Source organism: Tianweitania populi (genome assembly GCF_014652875.1).
Classification (GTDB): domain Bacteria; phylum Pseudomonadota; class Alphaproteobacteria; order Rhizobiales; family Rhizobiaceae; genus Tianweitania; species Tianweitania populi.
On the sequence record NZ_BMZQ01000001.1, the window covers coordinates 1,466,767 to 1,487,963 of the forward strand.

19 protein-coding genes and 2 pseudogenes are annotated in these 21,197 nt (G+C 62.0%); 13 read left to right on the forward strand and 8 right to left on the reverse strand.

Translation table 11 applies throughout. The annotated features are described in order from the left end of the window. Positions 1 to 27 precede the first annotated feature (27 nt). Positions 28 to 930, reverse strand: a complete 903-nt coding sequence (ypfJ, locus tag IE166_RS07175) for a KPN_02809 family neutral zinc metallopeptidase (RefSeq protein WP_189502762.1) — start codon at positions 928 to 930, stop codon at positions 28 to 30. Positions 931 to 1,205: 275 nt separating this feature from the next. On the opposite strand from ypfJ, the gene IE166_RS07180 reads away from it, so the two are divergent. The 6 genes and pseudogenes from IE166_RS07180 (at position 1,206) to IE166_RS07205 (ending at position 9,538) form a co-directional block, all read left to right on the forward strand. Beyond that, positions 1,206 to 2,084, forward strand: a complete 879-nt coding sequence (locus tag IE166_RS07180; protein WP_189502763.1) for an alpha/beta hydrolase — start codon at positions 1,206 to 1,208, stop codon at positions 2,082 to 2,084. Between the two features lie 129 nt (positions 2,085 to 2,213). Next, a pseudogene (locus IE166_RS07185) lies at positions 2,214 to 3,201 on the forward strand (TAXI family TRAP transporter solute-binding subunit). A 129-nt stretch (positions 3,202 to 3,330) separates the two neighbouring features. Beyond that, the gene (locus IE166_RS07190) at positions 3,331 to 5,352 is read left to right on the forward strand and encodes a TRAP transporter permease (RefSeq protein WP_244641413.1); all 2,022 of its coding nucleotides are present in this window, start codon (positions 3,331 to 3,333) and stop codon (positions 5,350 to 5,352) included. Between the two features lie 222 nt (positions 5,353 to 5,574). Next, positions 5,575 to 9,057, forward strand: a complete 3,483-nt coding sequence (carB, locus tag IE166_RS07195) for a carbamoyl-phosphate synthase large subunit (protein WP_189502765.1) — start codon at positions 5,575 to 5,577, stop codon at positions 9,055 to 9,057. Positions 9,058 to 9,061: 4 nt separating this feature from the next. Continuing rightward, complete coding sequence (locus IE166_RS07200; RefSeq protein WP_189502766.1) at positions 9,062 to 9,256, forward strand: type II toxin-antitoxin system HicA family toxin; 195 nt, start codon at positions 9,062 to 9,064, stop codon at positions 9,254 to 9,256. Positions 9,257 to 9,259: 3 nt separating this feature from the next. After that, positions 9,260 to 9,538: a type II toxin-antitoxin system HicB family antitoxin gene (locus IE166_RS07205; protein WP_189502767.1), complete on the forward strand. Its 279-nt coding sequence runs from the start codon at positions 9,260 to 9,262 to the stop codon at positions 9,536 to 9,538. Positions 9,539 to 9,565: 27 nt separating this feature from the next. Here the strand turns inward: IE166_RS07205 and IE166_RS07210 are convergent, their stop codons facing one another. Next, positions 9,566 to 9,964 (reverse strand): DoxX family protein, encoded by a 399-nt coding sequence (locus IE166_RS07210; protein WP_189502768.1) that lies wholly within the window; start codon positions 9,962 to 9,964, stop codon positions 9,566 to 9,568. A 203-nt stretch (positions 9,965 to 10,167) separates the two neighbouring features. On the opposite strand from IE166_RS07210, the gene IE166_RS07215 reads away from it, so the two are divergent. Beyond that, positions 10,168 to 10,383, forward strand: coding sequence for a hypervirulence associated TUDOR domain-containing protein (locus tag IE166_RS07215; RefSeq protein ID WP_189502769.1), 216 nt, complete (start codon positions 10,168 to 10,170; stop codon positions 10,381 to 10,383). A 3-nt stretch (positions 10,384 to 10,386) separates the two neighbouring features. After that, on the forward strand, positions 10,387 to 10,725 hold the full coding sequence (locus IE166_RS07220; protein WP_189502770.1) for a hypothetical protein: 339 nt from the start codon (positions 10,387 to 10,389) through the stop codon (positions 10,723 to 10,725). Positions 10,726 to 10,934: 209 nt separating this feature from the next. Here IE166_RS07220 and IE166_RS20935 read toward each other — a convergent pair. Continuing rightward, positions 10,935 to 11,277 (reverse strand): annotated as a pseudogene (locus IE166_RS20935) (transglycosylase SLT domain-containing protein); the annotation flags it as partial. Between the two features lie 1,001 nt (positions 11,278 to 12,278). Between IE166_RS20935 and IE166_RS07230 the strand changes: the two are divergent. After that, positions 12,279 to 12,488, forward strand: a complete 210-nt coding sequence (locus IE166_RS07230) for a cold-shock protein (RefSeq protein ID WP_189502771.1) — start codon at positions 12,279 to 12,281, stop codon at positions 12,486 to 12,488. 305 nt (positions 12,489 to 12,793) lie between these two features. Next, positions 12,794 to 13,813, forward strand: coding sequence for a TerC family protein (locus IE166_RS07235; RefSeq protein ID WP_189502772.1), 1,020 nt, complete (start codon positions 12,794 to 12,796; stop codon positions 13,811 to 13,813). Between the two features lie 3 nt (positions 13,814 to 13,816). On the opposite strand, the gene IE166_RS07240 is transcribed toward IE166_RS07235, so the two are convergent. The 3 genes from IE166_RS07240 to IE166_RS07250 form a co-directional block, all read right to left on the reverse strand. Next, entirely contained in the window at positions 13,817 to 14,431 is a 615-nt protein-coding gene (locus IE166_RS07240) for a glutathione S-transferase family protein (RefSeq protein WP_189502773.1), read from the reverse strand. 82 nt (positions 14,432 to 14,513) lie between these two features. Next, complete coding sequence (locus IE166_RS07245; protein WP_189502774.1) at positions 14,514 to 15,383, reverse strand: EAL domain-containing protein; 870 nt, start codon at positions 15,381 to 15,383, stop codon at positions 14,514 to 14,516. Continuing rightward, on the reverse strand, positions 15,380 to 16,336 hold the full coding sequence (locus IE166_RS07250) for an EAL domain-containing protein (protein WP_189502775.1): 957 nt from the start codon (positions 16,334 to 16,336) through the stop codon (positions 15,380 to 15,382). Before IE166_RS07250 ends, IE166_RS07245 begins: the two co-directional genes overlap by 4 nt. Positions 16,337 to 16,526: 190 nt before the next feature. On the opposite strand from IE166_RS07250, the gene IE166_RS07255 reads away from it, so the two are divergent. Continuing rightward, entirely contained in the window at positions 16,527 to 17,729 is a 1,203-nt protein-coding gene (locus IE166_RS07255) for a pyridoxal phosphate-dependent aminotransferase (RefSeq protein WP_189502776.1), read from the forward strand. A 57-nt stretch (positions 17,730 to 17,786) separates the two neighbouring features. Here IE166_RS07255 and IE166_RS07260 read toward each other — a convergent pair whose 3' ends face one another. Both IE166_RS07260 and trhO read right to left on the reverse strand, forming a co-directional pair. Then, positions 17,787 to 18,575, reverse strand: coding sequence for a tellurite resistance TerB family protein (locus IE166_RS07260; protein WP_189502777.1), 789 nt, complete (start codon positions 18,573 to 18,575; stop codon positions 17,787 to 17,789). Between the two features lie 82 nt (positions 18,576 to 18,657). Next, positions 18,658 to 19,620, reverse strand: coding sequence for an oxygen-dependent tRNA uridine(34) hydroxylase TrhO (gene trhO, locus IE166_RS07265; RefSeq protein ID WP_189502778.1), 963 nt, complete (start codon positions 19,618 to 19,620; stop codon positions 18,658 to 18,660). A gap of 141 nt (positions 19,621 to 19,761) precedes the next feature. Here trhO and IE166_RS07270 point away from each other — a divergent pair, with 141 nt between their 5' ends. Both IE166_RS07270 and IE166_RS07275 read left to right on the forward strand, forming a co-directional pair. Next, complete coding sequence (locus tag IE166_RS07270) at positions 19,762 to 20,493, forward strand: N-acetylmuramidase family protein (RefSeq protein WP_189502779.1); 732 nt, start codon at positions 19,762 to 19,764, stop codon at positions 20,491 to 20,493. A gap of 55 nt (positions 20,494 to 20,548) precedes the next feature. Continuing rightward, a complete protein-coding gene (locus tag IE166_RS07275; RefSeq protein ID WP_189502780.1) occupies positions 20,549 to 21,187 on the forward strand; it encodes a 2-dehydro-3-deoxy-phosphogluconate aldolase in 639 nt (212 codons plus the stop codon). Positions 21,188 to 21,197: the final 10 nt, after the last annotated feature.

Genomic DNA, 21,197 nt, shown 5'->3' on the forward strand with positions numbered 1-21,197 from the left:
CTTTTTCATTGAAGCAAGAACCCGACCTTACACCGGATTGTTGAACGTATCGCAGTCGCTCAAGCGGCCGTTCTGCACGCCGCGCTGGAACCAGGTGCGGCGCTGCGCCGAGGTGCCGTGGTTGAAGCTGTCGGGCACGACATAGCCTTGGCTACGCTTCTGCAGCGTGTCATCGCCGATCTGCGTGGCAGCATTCAGCGCTTCCTCGACATCGCCGGATTCCAGCAAGCCCTTCTGATCGGTGAAGTGCGCCCAGACACCGGCGAAGCAATCCGCCTGCAACTCGACGCGAACCGACATGCGGTTGGCTTCTTCCGGGCTCATGCTCTGGCGCATCTGGTTGAAGCGCGGCAGGATGCCGGTGAGGTTCTGGACATGGTGGCCAACCTCATGCGCAATCACATAGGCCTGCGCGAAATCGCCCGACGCGCCGAACTGCTGGTCCAACTGCTGGAAGAAGGTCGTGTCGAGATAAACGCGCTGGTCGTTCGGGCAGTAGAACGGGCCTGAAGCCGACGACGCTGTACCGCAAGCCGACTGTACCTGGCGGCTGAACAACACCATGCGCGGCTCTTTATAAGTCTGGCCTTCCGCCTGGAAGATGCCGTTCCAGGTGTCTTCGGTTTCAGCGAGCACGGTTGAAACGAACTGCGTCATCTCGTCGGAAGCCTTGGTGTCGACCGTACGGCTTTGCGTCTGACCACCACCGCCACCCAGGCTGCCACCGCCGGACAGCAGCTCCAGCGGATTGATGCCGAAAATCCAGGCTGCGATCAGCAGAATGATGATGCCCGTGATCCCTAGGCCGCCACCGGCGCCACGCACGGGAATGCGCATGGGGCCGCCCATGCGTCCGCTACCACCGAACATACCACCGCCGCCACGGCGATCCTCGACATTGGAGCTTTGACGGCGCCCTCTCCACTGCATGGCAAATTCCCTCGCACAGATGCGCCGGCAGCAAGGTTGCTCCGGCTAAAACACATAACTTGCGATCAGGTGGTAAGTTGCAGAGGCGCAACAATTTCACCAAAGCAGATTTGTTCCACGAAGAAGACTTCACAAACACGTGTTTCAATGATGCAGTGCCACATTCGTGCTGCAATAAAGCTGGAAGTGCCTGCCAGCCGCGATGAACGGCTCGCGGAGATGCTAGAACTCACCGCGTTAACCCACTGTCAACCAACCTGTTTCAGGGTCAATCCATGATGCGCATTCTTGCCACCGCGGTGATCTTCAGCCTCCTTATCGGCGGAACAGCGCTGCCTGCTTCGGCGCAGATCGAGTGTGGTGCTTCCATGAGCAACAAGGCGAACGTCACGCCGAACGCGAAATGCCTGGTTGAGAAAGCTTCGCTCACCAATGCGCCTGCTGGGACGAACGCCGCCAAGGCTGCCGCCAGCAACCCTTTGACCTCGGTCACGCGCTCGCAGGCCTTCGTTGCGAACTACCGCAAGGCGACCACCAAGGGCTCGCCGACTTTGATCCTGCTGCATGGTTCGGGCGGCAACGAAACCAGCCTGATGGATCTTGCGGCCAAGGTCGCGCCGGGTTCCGCACTGCTGGGCATTCGCGGCCGCGTCGTGCAGGACGGCATCAACCGCTGGTACAAGCGGGTCACACCCACCACCTTCGATCAAGACGACATCCGCTCCGAAGCCAACGCCTTCGCCAAGTTCATGACAACGGCGCAAAAGGACTACGGCATCGACCTGAACAACGCGATCTATCTCGGCTATTCCAACGGCGCCAATCTGCTCGCCGCCCTCTCCTTCCTGCACCCGGATCTCGTGCAGCGCGCCGCCCTACTCCGCCCGATGATGGTTCTGAAGACCTTGCCGGACGTCAATCTCGCCAAAGATTCCATCCTGGCGGTCGCCGGCAAGAACGACGCCACCTATGGCAGCTTCGCGCCGGGTCTGGCTGATGCACTGCGCGGCAAGGGAGCCGAAGTCGTTGGCAAGACCGTCGAACTCGGTCATCTGCTCGGCGACGCAGATGTCAGCGCCGTGAAGACCTGGCTGACCTCCTTGCAGGAAGAAAACGAGCTGCCGGTTGCGACGGCTTCTGCTGCGGCCGAATAAGACAGTCTTGTTACGCGCATAACGTGCAGGCGGCTGGGTATAAGCGGTGCGACCTGGCCGCAAGGCGTTGAAATTGCAACACCCGTACAGGTTATCCTTTCGGCCTGATCAAGGTTCGAAGGGACAATCATGACTTTTGTACTTTCACGTCGCGCATTTACGCTCGGTGCGGCCCTTCTCGCAACGGGCGTTGGGGCAACGCGCGCTTTCGCGCAACAGGCGTTCTTCCGCATCGGCACTGGCGGCACGCAGGGCACCTATTTCCCGGTCGGCGGCATCATCGCCAACTCGATCAGCGCAACCGGCCCGGCCGGCGTTGAAGGCCTGATCGCCACCGCTACCGCATCCAACGGCTCGGTCGCCAACATCAATGCCATCCAGAGCGGCGCGTCGGAGTCCCGGCTTCACCCAGTCCGACGTCGCCTCATGGGCGCATAGCGGCACCGGCCTTTATGAAGGCAAGCCGAAGGTCGAAGACCTGCGCCTCATCGCGACCCTGTTCCCTGAAACGCTGCACATCGTTGCGCGCGCCGATGCCGGCATCAAGTCCGTTGCCGACCTCAAGGGCAAGCGCGTGTCGATCGACGAGCCGGGTTCGGGCACGATCGTGGATGCCCGCATCGTTCTGGAAGCCTATGGCCTCAGCGAAAAGGACATCGAGGCAGAGTATCTGAAGCCCGGCCCGTCCGGCGAAAAGATGCGCGACGGCGGCCTCGACGCCTACTTCTTCGTCGGCGGCTTCCCGGCCGGCGCGATTACCGAAATCGCATCGTCCATGAACATCACGCTGGTTCCGGTGACCGGTCCCGAAGCCGAGAAGATCCTCGGCCAGTACACCTTCTTCTCCAAGAACACCGTTCCGGCTGAGACCTACAAGGGTGTCGGCGCGACCGAGACCCTGTCCGTGGCCGCACAGCTGGTGACCAATGCCAAGCAACCGGAAGACCTCGTCTACAACATCACCAAGTCGCTTTACGCTGAGGAAACCCAGAAGGCGCTCGCCGCCGGTCATGCCAAGGGCAAGGCGATCACGATCGAGAATGCCGTGACCAGCGCCGGCATTCCGTTCCACCCCGGCGCGGAGAAGTACTTCCGCGAGGTCGGCGCGCTCAAGTAAGCGCCTGACTTCAACAACGCCTTCGATGATTGCGCCGCTCTCCACCGGGAGCGGCGCGCTTTCATATGTGACATGCCGGAGCCTCGCGTGACCGACGCCGACAAACAGGACAACATCCATCTGACGCCGATGGAGCTCGACGAAGCGCGGGCACGCGAACTCGAAGAGCAGTTCGATTCCGAAATACGGTTCCGCCCTTTGAGCCCGGCGGCCAACTGGATCGTCGGCAGCCTGCTCGTCGGCCTGTCGCTGTTCCACTACTACACGGCCGGCTTCGGCCTGCTGCAGGAAATGGTCCACCGCGGCATCCACCTCGCCCTCGTTCTGGCGCTGGTGTTCCTCGTGTTTCCCCTTTGGAAGAAGGGCTATTCGGAGCCGGCGAAAGCCTCGCTTTGGCGCCCGATCGGCATTCCGCTTTACGACTGGGCGCTTGCCATCCTGTCCGTGGTGGCGGTTGCCCATGTGCCGCTGATCCCGCTTGACGACCTCGCTTTCCGCGTCGGCAATCCGACCACTGTGGACGTGATCCTCGGCGGTTCGCTGATCCTCCTGCTGCTGGACGCCACGCGCCGATCCGTGGGCTGGCCGCTGCCGATCATCGCCGTGATCTTCATGCTTTATGCGCTTTACGGCCCCTGGATGCCGGGCATCCTCACCCATCCCGGCGCAAGCGTCTCTCAGCTAGTCGACCATCTCTATCTGACCGCACAAGGCATCTATGGCGTGCCGCTGGGCGTTGTCGCGACCTACGTGTTCCACTTCGTGCTCTTCGGCGTGTTCGCCACGCGCATCGGCCTCGGCCAGTTGTTCCTGGATTGCGCGGCCTGGGTTGCCGGCCGCTTTGCCGGTGGTCCCGCCAAGGTCTCCATCTTCGGCTCGGCTCTGTTCGGCATGATTTCCGGCTCCTCCGTCGCCAACACGGTGACGGTCGGTTCGCTCACGATCCCCGCCATGATCAAGCTTGGCTACAAGCGCGAATTCGCCGGTGCCGTCGAAGCCGCCTCCTCCACTGGCGGCCAGATCACGCCGCCGATCATGGGCGCCGCAGCCTTCCTGATGATCGAGTTCCTGGGCCTGCCCTATACGACCATCATCCTGGCCGCGATCGTGCCCGCCGCGATGCACTTCTTCGGCGTTCTGATCCAGGTTCATTTCGAAGCCAAGCGCAGCGGTTTGCGCGGTCTGCGGCCGGACGAAATGCCGGATGTCGCAGCGGCGCTGAAGCGCGACTGGCCGACCATCATTCCGCTGGTCGCCCTCATCGGCGTCCTTGTTGCCGGTTACACACCCTATCTCGCCGCCTTTTGGGGCATCACGCTGTGCATCGCAGTCGGCCTGCTCAACCCACGCCGCCGTTTGTCCTTCCAGGAAATTTTCGATGGTCTGCGTGACGGCGCGAAATATGCGCTGGCCGTCGGCGCCGCCGCCGCAACGGTCGGGATCGTTGTGGGCGTGGTGACCCTGACCGGCGTTGGCTTCAAGGTGTCCTTCATCGTCACCTCGGTCGCCGCCAATCTGGCCTCGGTGTTCGAAGTGGTTCTGCCTTGGGTCGAAGCCAACACGCTGATCCTGTTCTTCACGCTGGTGATGACAGGCTTCGTCTGCATCCTCATGGGCTGCGGCGTACCGACCACGGCCAACTACATCATCATGGTCACGGTGGCCGCGCCCGCTCTGGCTCTGCTCGGCGTCGAGCCGATCGTGGCCCACTTCTTCGTCTTCTATTACGGCCTGCTGGCCGACATCACGCCACCCGTGGCGCTCGCGGCCTATGCGGCGGCAGGCATGGCGGGCGCCGATCCGTTCAAGACCGGCAACACCGCTTTCCGGCTTGGGCTCGGCAAGGCGCTGGTGCCCTTCGTCTTCGTCTTCTCGCCGTCGCTTCTTCTGGTGACGAAAGACTTCAACTGGCCGGACTTCTTCCTTGCGCTGGGCGGCTGCGTCATCGGCATCACCGCACTGGGCGCTGCCCTGTCGCGCTACATGCTGGCACCGACCAAGGCCTGGGAAAACCTGCTCCTGATTGTGGCCGCTTTCCTGCTCATCATGCCGGAAATCTACACGACGATCATCGGTCTCCTTCTGATCGCACCGGTGCTGGTGAACCAGTGGCGGCAACGAGGCCACGACACCATGCTCACGCCGGCCTGAGGCCGGCGCGAGCCGCGCGACAGAACACAGCGGGCAGCTTGCAGGATATGCCGAAGCGGCTTTCCTTCAACATGCGCTGTGGATCGCGTTTTTTGGGGTTACGCACACGCGGATCCTCCCCTATAAGACCGGCCTAGCCCAAGATTAAGCGTGTGCGCAGGCCGGCCGGTTCATTCCGTCCGGCTTTTCAGCGCAACGCGCATGCCAGACGGATAGAAACCCATGCCCAAGCGCACCGACATCAAGTCCATCCTGATCATCGGTGCGGGTCCGATCGTTATCGGCCAGGCCTGCGAGTTCGATTATTCCGGCACCCAGGCCTGCAAGGCGCTGAAGGAGGAAGGCTACCGGATCATCCTGGTCAACTCCAATCCGGCCACCATCATGACCGATCCGGAACTGGCGGATGCGACCTATGTCGAGCCGATCACGCCGGAAGTCGTCGCCAAGATCATCGCCAAGGAGCGCCCGGACGCGCTTCTGCCGACAATGGGCGGCCAGACCGCGCTGAACACCGCCCTCTCGCTGCGCCGCATGGGCGTGCTCGACCGCTACAATGTCGAGATGATCGGCGCCAATGCGGAAGCCATCGACAAGGCCGAAGACCGCTCGCTGTTCCGCGAAGCCATGGCCAAGATCGGGCTGGAAACGCCGAAGTCGATGCTGGCCAACGCCTCGGCCGTCAAGGACACCGACAAGCAGGCGCACAAGGCGCGCCGCGCCGCCTTGAAGGCCAGCAACCCCGACAATCTCGACGCCCAGCTCGACGCGCTTGAGACCGAGTGGAACCTCGGCGAAGGCGACCGCAAGCAGCGCTATGTCGGCCATGCGATGGGCATTGCAGCACAGGCGCTCGATCACGTCGGCCTGCCCGCCATCATCCGCCCGTCCTTCACCATGGGCGGCACCGGCGGCGGCATCGCTTACAACCGCGCCGAATTTTACGAGATCATCGCATCCGGCCTCGACGCCTCACCCACCACGGAAGTGCTGATCGAGGAAAGCGTCCTTGGCTGGAAGGAATATGAGATGGAGGTCGTCCGCGACAAGGCGGACAACTGCATCATCGTCTGCTCCATCGAAAACCTCGATCCGATGGGCGTTCATACCGGCGATTCCATCACCGTCGCGCCGGCTTTGACGCTGACGGACAAGGAATACCAGATGATGCGCAACGCCTCGATCGCGGTGCTGCGCGAGATCGGCGTGGAGACCGGCGGCTCGAATGTGCAGTTCGCCGTCAACCCGGCCGATGGCCGCCTCGTCGTCATCGAAATGAACCCGCGCGTGTCGCGTTCGTCGGCGCTGGCTTCCAAGGCCACCGGCTTCCCCATCGCCAAGGTCGCCGCCAAGCTGGCCGTCGGCTACACAATGGATGAGCTGGAAAACGACATCACCGGCGGCGCCACGCCGGCCTCGTTCGAGCCGTCGATCGACTATGTCGTCACCAAGATCCCGCGCTTCGCCTTCGAGAAATTCCCCGGCGCCGACAATGTGCTGACCACAGCCATGAAGTCGGTCGGCGAAGTCATGGCGATCGGCCGCACCTTCCAGGAGAGCTTGCAGAAAGCCCTGCGCGGTTTGGAAACCGGCCTCACCGGTTTGGACGAAATCGAGATCCCGGGGCTGGGCAGCGGCGAAGACCGCAACGCGATCCGCGCTGCCCTCGGCACTCCGACGCCAGACCGGCTGCGCATGGTGGCGCAGGCCATCCGCATGGGCACCTCGCTCGAAGACGTGCACGAAATGTGCAAGATCGATCCGTGGTTCCTGGAGCAGATCGCCGGCATCATCGCAATGGAAAGCCGTGTGCGCGAGCACGGCCTGCCCAAGGATGCCCGGAACCTGCGCAAGCTCAAGGCCATGGGTTTCTCCGATGCCCGCCTCGGCTCGCTTGTGAAGAGCGACGCGCAAGCGATTCAGAAGATTCGCGAAAAGCTCGACGTTCATCCGGTTTATAAGCGCATCGACACCTGCGCGGCCGAGTTCGCCGCGCCCACCGCCTACATGTACTCGACCTACGAACTGCCCTTCGCCGGCCAGGTCGCCGATGAAGCGCGCGTGTCGGACCGCAAGAAGGTCGTGATCCTCGGCGGCGGTCCAAACCGCATCGGCCAGGGCATCGAGTTCGATTACTGCTGCTGCCATGCCGCGTTTGCTCTCGCGGATGCCGGCTATGAATCAATCATGATCAACTGCAACCCGGAAACGGTCTCCACGGATTACGACACGTCCGACCGTCTTTATTTCGAGCCGCTGACGGCCGAAGACGTGCTCGAGATTCTGCGCACGGAAAAACAGGCCGGCACGCTGCATGGCGTTATCGTGCAGTTCGGCGGCCAGACCCCGCTGAAGCTTGCGGCAGCGCTGGAACAGGCCGGCATTCCGATCCTCGGCACCTCGCCGGATATGATCGACCTCGCCGAAGACCGCGACCGCTTCCAGAAGCTCTTGCACAAGCTCGGCCTGCTTCAGCCCAAGAACGGCATCGCCTATTCCGTGGAACAAGCGCGGCTGGTTGCCGGCGAACTCGGCTTCCCGCTGGTCGTGCGCCCCTCCTACGTGCTCGGCGGCCGCGCCATGCAGATCGTGCATGATGCCGGCCAGCTCCAGAACTACCTGCTCGAAACGGTGCCGGGCCTCGTTCCCGAAGACATCAAGCAGAAATACCCGAACGACAAGACCGGCCAGATCAACACCCTGCTCGGCAAGAACCCGCTTCTGTTCGACACCTATTTGACCGAAGCGATCGAGGTCGATGTCGACGCGCTTTGTGATGGCGAAAACGTCTATGTCTCCGGCATCATGGAGCATATCGAGGAAGCCGGCATCCATTCCGGTGACAGCGCCTGCTCCCTGCCCGTCCACTCCCTTTCGGAAGAGCTTGTCGCCGAGTTGGAGCGTCAGACGGCCGCCATGGCGCGTGCCCTGCATGTCGGCGGCTTGATGAACGTGCAATACGCCATCAAGGACGGCGACATCTTCGTGCTCGAAGTCAATCCGCGGGCGTCCCGCACGGTGCCGTTCGTCGCCAAGACCGTCGGCCGCCCGATCGCCAAGATCGCTGCCCGCATCATGGCCGGCGAGACGCTCGACGGTGCCTTCGACCATTACGGCACCAAGCCGAACCCGCATAAGCTTGGCCATATCGCGGTGAAGGAAGCCGTCTTCCCCTTCGCGCGCTTCCCCGGCGTCGACACGTTGCTTGGACCGGAAATGCGCTCGACCGGCGAAGTCATTGGCCTCGACCACGATTATGCTCTGGCCTTCGCCAAGGCACAGCTCGGCGCCGGCGTCGACCTGCCGCGCTCCGGCACGCTGTTCGTGTCCGTGCGCGACGAAGACAAGGAGCGCGTACTGCCGTCGGTGAAGAAGCTCGCCGAACTCGGCTTCAAGGTCATGGCCACCGGCGGAACCTCGCGCTTCCTAAAGGAAAACGGCGTCGAGGCGGAAAAGGTCAACAAGGTGCTGGAAGGCCGTCCCCACATCGAAGACGCCATCCGCAACCGTCAGGTTCAACTCGTCTTCAACACCACCGACGGCCAGAAGGCGCTCTCCGACTCCAAGTCGCTGCGCCGCGCGACCCTGATGCAGAAGGTGCCCTATTATACCACCCTCTCGGGTGCTGCCGCCGTAGCCGAAGCCATCGCCGCCCTCAAAGCCGGCAGCCTGGAAGTTCGTCCGCTGCAGGATTATTTCCGGTAAGGAGATGTTGAAAGACAGTCGCGATATCATCCGTCGGCTCGAAGCCGACGGCTTCGTGCTTGTCTCGGTGCGAGGTTCCCACCAGAAGTACAGGCACCCCGCTCGCGGTGCAGTGGTGATCCTGCCGCATCCGCGCCGTGACATTCCCTCAGGCACGGTGCATTCTATCTACAAGCAAGCAGGCTGGAAGAAGGACTGAGCTGTGACGCACTATATCGCACTCATCCATAAGGAAGCCGAAACCGGTTATGGCGTGTCGTTTCCGGACGTACCAGGCGTGATCACCGTCGCCGACACGCTTGATGAAGCGCTGTCCGAAGCCGCGGGTGTTCTTGGCTTCGCCTTCGAGGATTGGGATGGCGAGCGACCCACGCCGCGTTCCCTCGATGAACTCAGAACTGATCCCGAGTTCATCGAGCAATCCCGTGACGCAGTCGTGGCCGCCGTTACACCCACGAGCGAGCTAGCCGAAGCCGCCTGAGTTGATCGGTTGGCCAATTACGAATGATCAGGCCTGCGAGCCCAGTGGGTGATCAGGCCTCGGCGCGTAAGCGGCCGCCGGGCTTCGCGCATGATTCTGCGTCGCCCAAGACAACAGAACCAGCACGAACAGCACGGCCGGCAGGAGGGCGATGGGATCGCGCAGGGCCGCATCCGCCATGACGGCAAGCAGCGTATGATAGAAGAAGCCGGCATAAGCGAGCTGTGCCAGCCAAACCGGCTTCCTCACCCAAACTGCAATCACGCCCAAAGCTTTGACGACCAGCATCACGCCGACGAGATAGGTCGGGAAACCAACCCGCTGATATTCACCGGCCCAGAAAGCAGGATCGGTCGCATAGCCATAAACGCTGTGGGCGTAAAATGCCGTGAACACGAGTGTGGCGGCGTAGTAGACGTATTTCATGGTTCCCCTCCCCAGGCTCTAACCTCATGCCGCCATCCCCGGCCGGCACAGGATTAGTATTGCTTCCCACACATTCCGCAAGGGCAGGAAAACCTGGATGCCATTCGTGTCAGGAGAGTCGGCGGACGCTGGTCTGATCCGCCGCTTGTCGGGAACTGCCCTCCTTCCTGTCTGTTCAAGCCAACACAGAAGGAGAAACGTCGATGAGCAAGCTCGCAAAGGGTACGAAGGTCGAATGGAAATGGGGCTCCAACACCGCCGAAGGCACGGTGAAGGAAAGCTTCGAGAAGCCGGTACAGCGCACGATCAAGGGCACCAAGGTCAAGCGCAACGCGTCCAAGGAAGAGCCAGCCTACCTTGTCGAACAGGAAGACGGCGGCCGCGCGCTGAAAAGCGGGTCTGAGCTTCACAAGGAGTAAGCCATGAGCAAGACCAATGGCGACACATTGGACCTGACCCCGCCGCAGGACGTGGCCGACGCTGCGGAGCAAGGGCTTGCCTTGCGCGGCAAGTTTAACCGTGGCGGCACACAGATCGGCGTAGCACGAGCGCGCGATCTCAAGAACCGCCGCGCACTCTCTCCCGAAACGGTTAGGCGGATGGTCAGCTACTTCGCCCGCCACAAGGTCGACAAGCGCGCGCCGAACTTCGGCAACGAAGACAATCCGTCAGCCGGCTATATCGCCTGGCTCTTATGGGGTGGTGATGCCGGGCGCGATTGGTGCCAGGCAATGAAAGCAAAGCTTGAGGAAGCAGGCTGAGAACAGCCTGCTTTATTCGGCGATCGACAGGCTGTTGCTGCTCGATGCCTGAACGACATTCGCCATACGCGAGGGAGCGGGTGCAACGGCGCTTGCTGCCGATGCCACGCCGGGCAGATTCTTCGCAGCGACCCGAGCACCCCGATCGAGCTCAGCCGCCTTTTCAGCACCGCTCTCGGCCACAGCCACCTGCACCTTGGCAGCCTTGCCGCCCTTGAGACCAGCTTCTTCCAGAAGACCGCGCTTCTTGGCGTCGTAATAATAGCCGCGGGAATAGAAACGCACGGCCTTGTCATGATCGCCACGAGCGGTGACGTAAGCGCCCTTCAGATATTTGACGGCGTAAGTGAGATTGGTTTCAGCGTTCAGAAGCCCCTTGGCGCTGCCCTGATAGCCAAGACCGCGCGCGGTATCATGGCGGATCTGCATCAAGCCGAGATATGGCCCATTCTTCGCTGCCGGATTGAACGTGCTTTCGCGCTTCACCACACGGCGAACGAGCGACACCGGCACTTCATAAAGCTGCGCGTAGCGCTCGATCAGCGAGTCCAGTTCCGGGCTGCGCGCGGCGACGGTCTTTGTCGAGCTTGGTTCAAGCGAAGCAACAACAACCGGCTTCTCTGCCGGTTCTTCGCTAGCAGCCGGCGCCACGGCGTTCGTAGCGACAATCGCCACGGGCGTCTTCGGCTTCTCGGCAACGAAGGCGGCGGCCTGCTGCGTTGGCGTACCTTCCGGCGCAGCGGCGGCCGAGGCGACAGCCTGCTGCGGCGTTGCGGTCTGGGTTGCGTCCGCCTGTGCAACGGCCGTGTTGAGAGCGGCAACGCCACCGCTTTCCGGAGCCGGGCTTGCATAAGCCACTGCCGTAATCAGCGTGCCCTGCTGCGCGACATCACCGGCAGCGGTGTTGCGATCAACGGAAGCGATGTCCATCGTGTCCGGCAATGTGCCGGGCGCTGGTGCGGGAGTAGCGGCGGCAACGGGCGCAAGCGAGGCGCTTTGGTTGGTCGCAGTAGTGGATGTGCAGCCGGCGCTGGCCATTAGGCCTACGAATCCAAGCATGCATAAGCAGTTCGTGCTGGTCGGCAAAGCCCCACCGTCTCCTGAAAGTTGAGTGCCCGAGATGCCCGTCCCGAGGAACTCCGTACAGGATGAAACTGGCCCGATCAACCAGCCATTAGCCTTCGTTAAGAAAGCGTAGGCTCGCAGATGGAAGATGTTCCTTCTTTGTGCTCGATCCCCTCTTAGGAATGTTGTGCATTGTCAGGAGCTTGCGAGGTCCGAGCGTCCTGCTCATCTTTTTTCTCGTCCTGGGGAACTGTGCCGGAACCAGCTCATTCGCGGGGATCACGCCTGAATCTCTTAACAAGCATGAACCGCGCTTAACGGATGATCTTGATCCGTTTCCTTGATTCGCGTATATCGCGATCTGGAATTTCGGCTGATCGGACCTCATGGCCCGCGCTGCGCGCGTTTTCTGACGTCAATCCCTAAATTTCGACCCCTGATCCGTGGATTTACGGATTGAAGAAAACCGCAGACGACAGGACATTAAAATGCCGACAGGAACCGTAAAGTGGTTCAACGCCACCAAGGGTTTTGGTTTCATTCAGCCGGACGACGGCGGCCAGGACGTTTTCGTCCACATTTCGGCTGTTGAACGCTCGGGAATGAGCTCGCTCAACGAAGGCGACAAGATCAACTTCGAAGTCGCTCAGGACCGCCGCACCGGCAAGTCCGCAGCACAGAACATCACCAAGGGCTGATAACCTCGCGTCCGTGGAAACGGGCGTGATGTTTTCTTGGGTCACATTGCCTTGGCATGCCGACCCAGCTTGGAAAATGGAAGGTGGGGCATGCTCCGCCTTTTATTTTGCCCGGATTTTCGTGGCTGTGCTCCCGAGTTCGTGATCGAACCGGCAGCCAAGCCCACCCGCTCCACCTTGATTTCTGACCGCATTTCGCCAAATTGGCGGACGTAGCGACCGGGCCCCTCTGGCGATCCGCGCATCGAGCGCAATCGTGATGTCGGAGCTGCACCAATGTTCAATTGGCAGATGGGCCGGCAATCATGGATGCGCTTCTCAGCGCCCTTATGGGCGATTTTCTTGGTACTCCCGTTTATTTCTGGGTGGTGTTCATCACCATCGTCATCGGGCTTTTGGTGTTCGATCTCGGCGTCCTCCACAAGGAGGAGAAAGAGATTTCGGCCAAGGAAAGCCTGACCCTTTATGCCGGCTACGTGCTGGTCGCGGTGGCCTTCGGCGCCTGGATATGGTGGTCGCGCGGCTCGCAGGCCGGACTGGAATTCTATACCGGCTATCTGATCGAGCAGAGCCTGGCGATGGACAACATGTTCGTCATCGCCACCATCTTCGGCTTCCTGGCGATCCCCCGTATCTACCAGCACCGCGTGCTGTTCTGGGGCATTCTCGGCGTTATCCTGTTCCGTGCCGTGATGATCGGCATCGGCGCCGCGCTGGTTCACTCCTTCAACTGGATCCTGGTCTTCTTTGGCGCCTTCCTGATTTTCACGGGAATCCGCATGTTCTCGCATCAGGACGAGGAGCCGGATCTCGAAAAGAACGCGATCTTCCGCTTCCTGCAGAAGCACTTCCGCATCACCAAGACGCTGGATGGCTCGAACTTCACGGTGCGCCAGCCCGATAGCAAGACCGGCAAGCTTGCGCTGTTCCTCACCCCGCTCGGCGTGGCGCTGATCATGGTGGAAACGGTCGATCTGATCTTTGCGGTCGATTCCGTCCCCGCCGTGTTTGCGGTCACGCAGGACACGTTCATCGTTTACACGTCGAACATCTTCGCGATCCTCGGCCTGCGCGCGCTGTATTTCGCATTAGCCGCCGCGATGAACCGCTTCCGTTACCTGCAAACGTCGCTGGCCGTCGTGCTGGTCCTTATCGGCATCAAGGTCGCGCTGGTGCCGTTCGGCATCCATGTCGATACGATGCTGTCCCTGCTCGGCACGATCGGCATCCTCGCCGCCGGCATCTTCTATTCCCTGTGGAAGACGCGCAACGAGCCGGATATCAGCGCCGCCCAAGACCCTCGCCAGGGTCAGCTCGAGCCCTGACCTTCAGGCGCCGAGCCATTCCATCGGCACATGGCCGGGTTCCGCACGAACCCGGCCGAGCCAGTCTTCCACATGGGGAAACTGGTCCATGTGGAAGCCGGCAATCGCCGCATCCTGCGTATAGGCAAACAAGGCGATGTCTGCCACCGTCAGCGTTTCACCGACAAGGAACGGGGTCTTGGCCAGCTGCGCGTCCATCACACGAAGCGCCTTGTTGCCACCGGCCAGGGTCGCCGCCATCTTCTCCGGCGTCGCTTCCGCTGCCCGCTCGGGATAGATCTTCAGCGCGCGGCGCACCGCAACATAAGGCTCGTGGCTGTATTGCTCGAAGAACAGCCACTGATAAGCCAGCGCCCGCTCGTAGGCGTCTTCAGGCACGAAGCGCGTCCCTTCTCCGAGATAAAGCAGCATCGCGTTGGATTCGGCGAGCAAACGGCCATCGTCCAGTTCCAGCAGCGGCACCTTGCCGTTGGGATTCTTGGCCAGGAAGTCGGCCGTCTGCGTTTCGCCGGTTACAGAATTGACGCTGACATGCCGGAACGAACGCCCAAGCTTAGCCAGAAGAAGCCGCGGCTTGTAGCAGTTGCCACTGTCGGGATGGCTGTAAAGGGTCAGCATGTCAGGGATCGTCCTCACTGGAGAAGGACGGCATCTTGCCTGCCGCCTTTGATTCCACCAGCGAGAAGTTGTGACGCTTTGATCAGCGCTGCTGATCGATCCGGCGCCGGTCGGCCAGCCGCACGACATTGCCCTGCGGTACCCCCAGGGCAGCGCGCTCCAGCGGCTCGGTCGGGAACAAGGCGCCGGCCAAAGCCGGCGGCGAGAGCAGCGGCCCCTGCACCAGCACGGCATCGGCATCCAACGCGGCATTGAGCTGGTCCACCGTCTCGATGCCATCCACCAGAACATCGGCGCCCGACTCGCGGAAGCCTGCGAAAAGCGGTCCGAGCAGCTTGCTCGCGCGCGGCACGCTGGTCACGCGGCGGAACCAGGGACCGTCGAACTTGACGATGTTCGGCTCCACGCAAGCCACCTGTTCCAGCGATGGGAAACCGGCCGCGAAATCATCGACGCCCAGCGAAAAGCCGTGCAGCCGGATTGCGGCCGCCAGCCGCACCAGCACGCTCTTTTCCAGCTTCTCGGTTTCCGCAATGCTGCAAACCAGCAGCTTCGGATTCATGCCGACTTCTTCGACGCGCGTGGACAGGAATTCGAGTTCAGACAGGATGCGAGCAGGATCGAGCGCATGCCGCGCATCGATCGAGCAGAACAGGCTCATCCCATCGACGCCGATATTGGGATGATTGTCGATATGCAGAGCGCGGCACAGCGCTTCGAAGAACGGCACTTCAGATGCGGCCAGCGTTTCGGCCAGAACGGCTGGCGCCACCTGCAGCCCTTCGCGCAAAGGCCGCAGCCGCGCTTCTACGCCCCAAGGAGAAAGTGCGGATGCTCCCGCCGTGAAGATCGGCTGGAAAACGGATTTCAGCCGGAAGCTGCCAAAAACTGCCGTGGCGATGCCGATTTCATCGAGAATGATCGCGTTGTCGATCCGCGCCTGGTCAATCATCGCAATACCTGTCTACGTCCGAAGGTGCGGGGTCGTCCCAGCTGAGCGGCGCTTACGCGAAGCGGCGAAGCGGCGGTCTTCAAAGACGTCCATTCGCTCGGCAGCACTTGCGCCAGAGAATGGGGGATCGCGGGATCAAACCCGCGCACGATGCCCTGCCCCGAAAGCATGAAGCCCGTGAAATTCATCAAGGCCAGTTGCGGCCGGGCCAGCAGGTAACCCTGCACCATGGGAGCGCCCGCATGTTCGGCGAGCTCCATCTGCCAGCCTTCCTCGACGCCCTCGATTACGGTCTTGATGCCGCACTGGCTGAACGTCGTGACCATCATCTTCAAGAGCGCCATGCCGGCACCGGATGCCATCAACTGGTTGATCCAGGCTGCATCAAATTTCACGATGTCCGGCTTCAGCTGCTCGACCCGCCGAATGTCCGAGTCGCCCGAACCATAATCATCGATGGCGATGCGGAAGCCCTTGGCCCGTAAAGCTTCCACGAAGGCAAACAGAACCGGCTCGCAGGATGAAACCTGCTCCGTCATCTCGCAGACGATGCGCGACGGCGCGATATCAGCCACTTCGAGAACCCGCATCATGTCGCGCAAGGCCATGTCGGCCAGCGCACGATCCGTGAACTGCGATGGATCGAAATTGACGAACAGCGTGGCCGACTTGTCGAGACATTTTCCGGCGTTCAGCAGATGCAGTGTGCGGGTCAGCGTTTCCACCGCGAAACGGTCCTGAGACGCCACCTGGCGAAAGAACTGAGTCGGCGACACCGCGTTGCTGCCGTGCACGGGCCGAAGCAAAGCCTCGAAAGCCACAAGCGAGAGCCGGCCGTCCTGCAATGAAAAAATCGGCTGAAATGCCGATTGCAGGACATGACTGCCCCACATGGCTGTAAAAATACCATCTTCGCCCTGCGCTAAATGCGCCCGGCTGAAATTCCGCGTCATGCTCGATCCACTCGGGACACAGGGTCGACAATCCCTGAAAGATGACAGCGAAGCTTTTATCCCTCGTTAACGAGCGAAATCTTCCGCAACGTTTCCCACAAGGACATCCGTCCCTTGAACTCGCGGCTATGATGAGGTTTAGGTCGCCTCGCGGCTTTTCGTCGCCGCTTTTCCTTGAGGAGACAGTCCCATGGCTTTCCTGGCCGATGCCCTTTCCCGCGTTAAGCCTTCCGCGACCATCGCGGTCACGCAGAAAGCGCGCGACCTGAAAGCAAAGGGCCGCGACGTGATCGGCCTTGGCGCCGGCGAGCCGGACTTCGATACGCCGGACAATATCAAGAATGCGGCCATCGAAGCGATCCGCCGCGGTGAAACCAAGTACCCGCCGGTTTCGGGTATAGCCCCGCTGCGCGAAGCGATCGCTGCCAAGTTCAAGCGCGAGAACAATCTGGAATATCGTGCGGAGCAGACGATCGTCGGCACCGGCGGCAAGCAGATCCTGTTCAACGCCTTCATGGCGACGCTGAACCCCGGTGACGAGGTCATCATCCCGCGTCCCTATTGGGTCAGCTACCCGGAGATGGTGGCGATCTGCGGCGGTACCAGCGTGTTTGCCGAAACCTCGATCGACAACGGCTTCAAGCTTACGGCGACCGAGCTGGAAAAGCGCATCACGCCGAAGACCAAGTGGCTGTTGATGAACTCGCCGTCCAACCCGTCGGGCGCAGCCTATACGGAGCAGGAACTGCGCGAGATCGCCGACGTTCTGCTCAAGCATCCGCATGTCTGGACGCTGACCGACGACATGTATGAGCATCTCACCTACGGCGACTTCGTCTTCAAGACGATCGCCGAGGTCGAGCCTGCTTTGTACGAGCGCACGCTGACCATGAATGGCGTGTCCAAGGCCTATGCCATGACCGGCTGGCGCATCGGCTATGCGGCCGGTCCCGTCGCGCTCATCAAGGCGATGGACATGATCCAGGGTCAGCAGACCTCCGGCGCCTGCACCATCGCCCAGTGGGCATCGGTGGAAGCGCTCAATGGTCCGCAGGACTTCATCGCGAAAAACAAGGCGATCTTCCAGAACCGCCGCGATCTCGTCGTGTCCATGCTCAACCAGGCAAGCGGCATCTCCTGCCCCACCCCTGAAGGCGCCTTCTATGTTTATCCGTCCTGCCAGGGCGTGATCGGCAAGAAGGCGGCATCCGGCAAGGTCATCGGCTCCGACGAGGACTTCGTGTCCGAACTGCTGGAAGCTGAAGGCGTGGCGGTCGTTCACGGCTCGGCCTTCGGCCTCGGCCCGAACTTCCGCATCTCCTACGCGACCTCGGAAGCCCTCCTGGAAGAAGCCAGCATCCGCATCCAGCGCTTTACCAACGCGCTGGCGTAACGCTCTTCACAGCACAAAGAAAAAGCCCGGTCTAAGCCGGGCTTTTTTATATCACGCTCAGACCGTCGCCTTCGCAGCCGACACCGTCTGCTCGATATGCTCGACCAGTTCATCCGGCAGCTGCAAGCGGCCGGCCAGCAGATCGAGGTAACCGCGTTCAGCACGCGTTTCCGGGTCGATCGTCAGGCGCGAGGCCGTGTAGATCTCGACCCTCTGCTCTTCCGTCTTCGCGGCAGCAACCAGCGCGTCCAGATCGATCGGCTTGGCAAGCTCCTCGTTCACGAAGCGCTCGGCTTCCGCACCAAGCTCGGCTTCTCCCAACCGGCCCGAAATCTTCTGCCGCTCGTCCGCATCGATATGACCGTCGGCCTTCGCTGCCGCGATCATCGCGCGTACCAGAACCAGCGAAAACTCATCTTCGCCCTGCGGATGCCGCGAGGGATGGAAGCCGGTATCTTCCGGCGGCGGCAGCAGTTCCGGTGACGCAGCGGCCGAACTAGCACCTGCACCTGCCGTCGCCTGCCCGCTCTGGCTCTGCTGATATTGCTGGTAAGCGTTGTAGGCGAGGCCGGCAATCGCAGCGAGGCCGCCGATCTTCAGCGCCGACCCGCCGAGGCTGCGCCCGCTCTTGGTGCCGAGCAGCATGCCGGCCAGCGCCGTGGTCTTGCCGGGATTGTTCTTGGCATATTGCAGCACCTGATCGGCACGGTCGCGCAGCGAACCGCCGGCGCCGCCGCCCAGGGCACCACCAAGGCCGCCAAGCCCACCGAGACCACCCAAGCCACCGGAACCACCCGGCCGCTGGCTGCCTAGAAACTGATCAAGCAATTGCTTCGGGTCGAACATCGAGGGCTCCTGTCTGGTTGAGCGGCGGGATGCCGGCCAAACGGAGGTAAGGACCCCAAGCGGAATTACAAGGAAGGTCAGGCTACTCAGCCAGGCGCGGCCCAAGATGCGGCGCCTCGCCCCGCGCCTGCGCAAGCTCGATCTGCTTCTGCCGCTCCGCGAACCGCGCACGGTCGGCAGGGTCCTGCGTTTCCGCACATTGCGGGCAACACACGCCTTCCTGGTAGAGTGGGCTCGCGCGATCGGCCTCCGTAACCGAATGGCGGCAAGCATGGCACAGCATGACGCTGCCCGGTTTGAGCCCGTGCCCAACCGAAACGCGCTCATCGAAAACGAAGCATTCGCCCTGCCAAAGGCTGTTTTCGGCCGGCACATCCTCGAGATATTGCAGGATGCCGCCCTTGAGATGAAACACATCATCGAAGCCCGCACCGCGCACATAGGCCGTCGCCTTTTCGCAGCGGATGCCACCGGTGCAGAACATCGCTATTCTGCGCCCTTCCAGCTCATCGCGATGCGCTTCCACCCAGGCCGGGAACTCGCCAAAACTCGTGGTTACGGGGTCGACCGCATTGGCGAAGGTGCCGAGCCGCACTTCATAATCGTTGCGCGTGTCGATCACGATCGTGTCAGGATCGGCGATCAGCGCGTTCCAGTCGCCCGGCGCGACATAGGTGCCGGCCGACAAGGTCGGGTCGATGTCGGGCACGCCCATGGTGACGATCTCGCGCTTGATCTTCACCTTCAAGCGCCGAAACGGCATGGCCGGCGCACCGCTGAACTTGAGCTCGAGGTCCGTCAGGCCGGTCCGCACGCAGATCGCGCCAAGCGCTGCGTCGAGGCGGTCCGGCAAGCCGGCGATCGTGCCATTGATGCCTTCGCGCGCCAGAAGCAACGTGCCGACGATGCCATGCTCGCGGCAGATCGCCAGGACATCCGCGCGCATCGGCTCAAGGTCGGACAGCGCGGCAAAGCGATAAAGCGCGGCGACGCGGATCGGCAGATCGGCGATCTCCGCTGATACGGAAGGGGTGGATAGGGTCATGGCCGCCCGTTACCGCTTCGCGCCCTTTCTGGCAAGAAAACTCACGGCCGGCGTGACGGCGCGCCGCGGTAAGCCCGCCCAAATTATCCACGCCCCACAAACCGCCCGCACAGTGCCCCTTCAACCCACAAGGAAGCACGCATGTTTGCCCCCCAAGTCGAAGCCGCCATCATCCAGCTTGCCAAAAACGCCGATATCGATCCGGCCGCCCTGCTTGCCATCGCCGAAGTGGAAAGCGGCGGCAAGGCATCCGCGCGCATCGATGATCGCGACGAACCGCTCATCCGCTTCGAAGGTCATTATTTCGACCGCCGCCTCACCGGTTTGAAGCGCGCCCAGGCCCGTGCAGCCAGCCTTGCGGATCCCCGCGCAGGCGCAATCCGCAATCCATCGAGCCAGGCAGAACGCTGGAAGATGCTGCGCCGCGCGGCCGCCATCGATCATCAGGCAGCCCACGAATCGGTCTCCTGGGGCCTTGGCCAGGTCATGGGCGGGCATTGGCGCTGGCTTGGTTTTGCCTCGGTCGACGCGCTTGTCGCGGAATGCCGGGAAAGCGTCGCCGGACAGGTCAAGCTGATGCTGCGCTATTGCGACAAGGCGGGCCTGAAGCCAGCCATCCGCGCCCGCAATTGGGCGGCCTTTGCAAAAGGCTACAACGGCCCCGCCTATGCGACCAACCGCTACGACCAGAAGCTGGCCGCAGCCTATGCCAGGCACGCAACACGCTTGAAGAAGCAGGCCAAGACAGCGTCACCTTCTCCCGCAGCAAGCCCTGCCTACGCATCAACCACGCCCGCTCCGGATAAGCCCCGTACATTTCTGCAAGGCTTGGCAGACTGGTTCCGGCACCAACCGAACCTATCTCTGCGGTGAACGTTGCCGGGTTCTTTGAACCGGTTTAGAAGCTGACATCACCTGGAGCTTTCCCATGATCTCGTCCCATCGCCTGCGCACCGTCCTCGAAGCTCAGCCGGTCATTCCGGTTCTGCGGATCGAGCGCGCGGAAGACGCAGCACCTCTTGCGCGCGCGCTCGCGAAAGGCGGCTTGCCGGCGGTGGAGATTACTTTGCGCACACCGCAAGCGCTCGAAGCCATCCGCCGCGTGGCAGCGGAAGTGCCGGAAGCGGTTGTGGGCGCCGGCACGATCCTCAATCCCAAGCACTTCGCCGAAGCGGTGGCAGCGGGTGCGACCTATATCGTCAGCCCCGGCCAGACCCCGGCTCTGTTCGATGCCGCAGCCGACAGCGACGTGCCGCTTCTGCCAGGTGCAACGACGGCTACCGAAATCATGCTGGCAGCCGAGCGCGGCTATGACATCCTGAAGTTCTTCCCGGCCGAACAGGCCGGTGGTGCGGCTTTCCTGAAGTCGCTCGCATCCCCCTTCCAGGGCATCCGCTTCTGCCCCACCGGCGGCATCACGCCATCCAACGCCGCAACCTATCTCGGCCTGCCGAATGTCGTCTGCGTCGGCGGCTCCTGGGTCGCACCGGATGCGCTTGTGGCGTCCGGCGCCTGGGACCAGATCACCGCCTTGGCTACCGAGGCCGCGAAGCTGAAGACCGCCTGAGATCATCAGG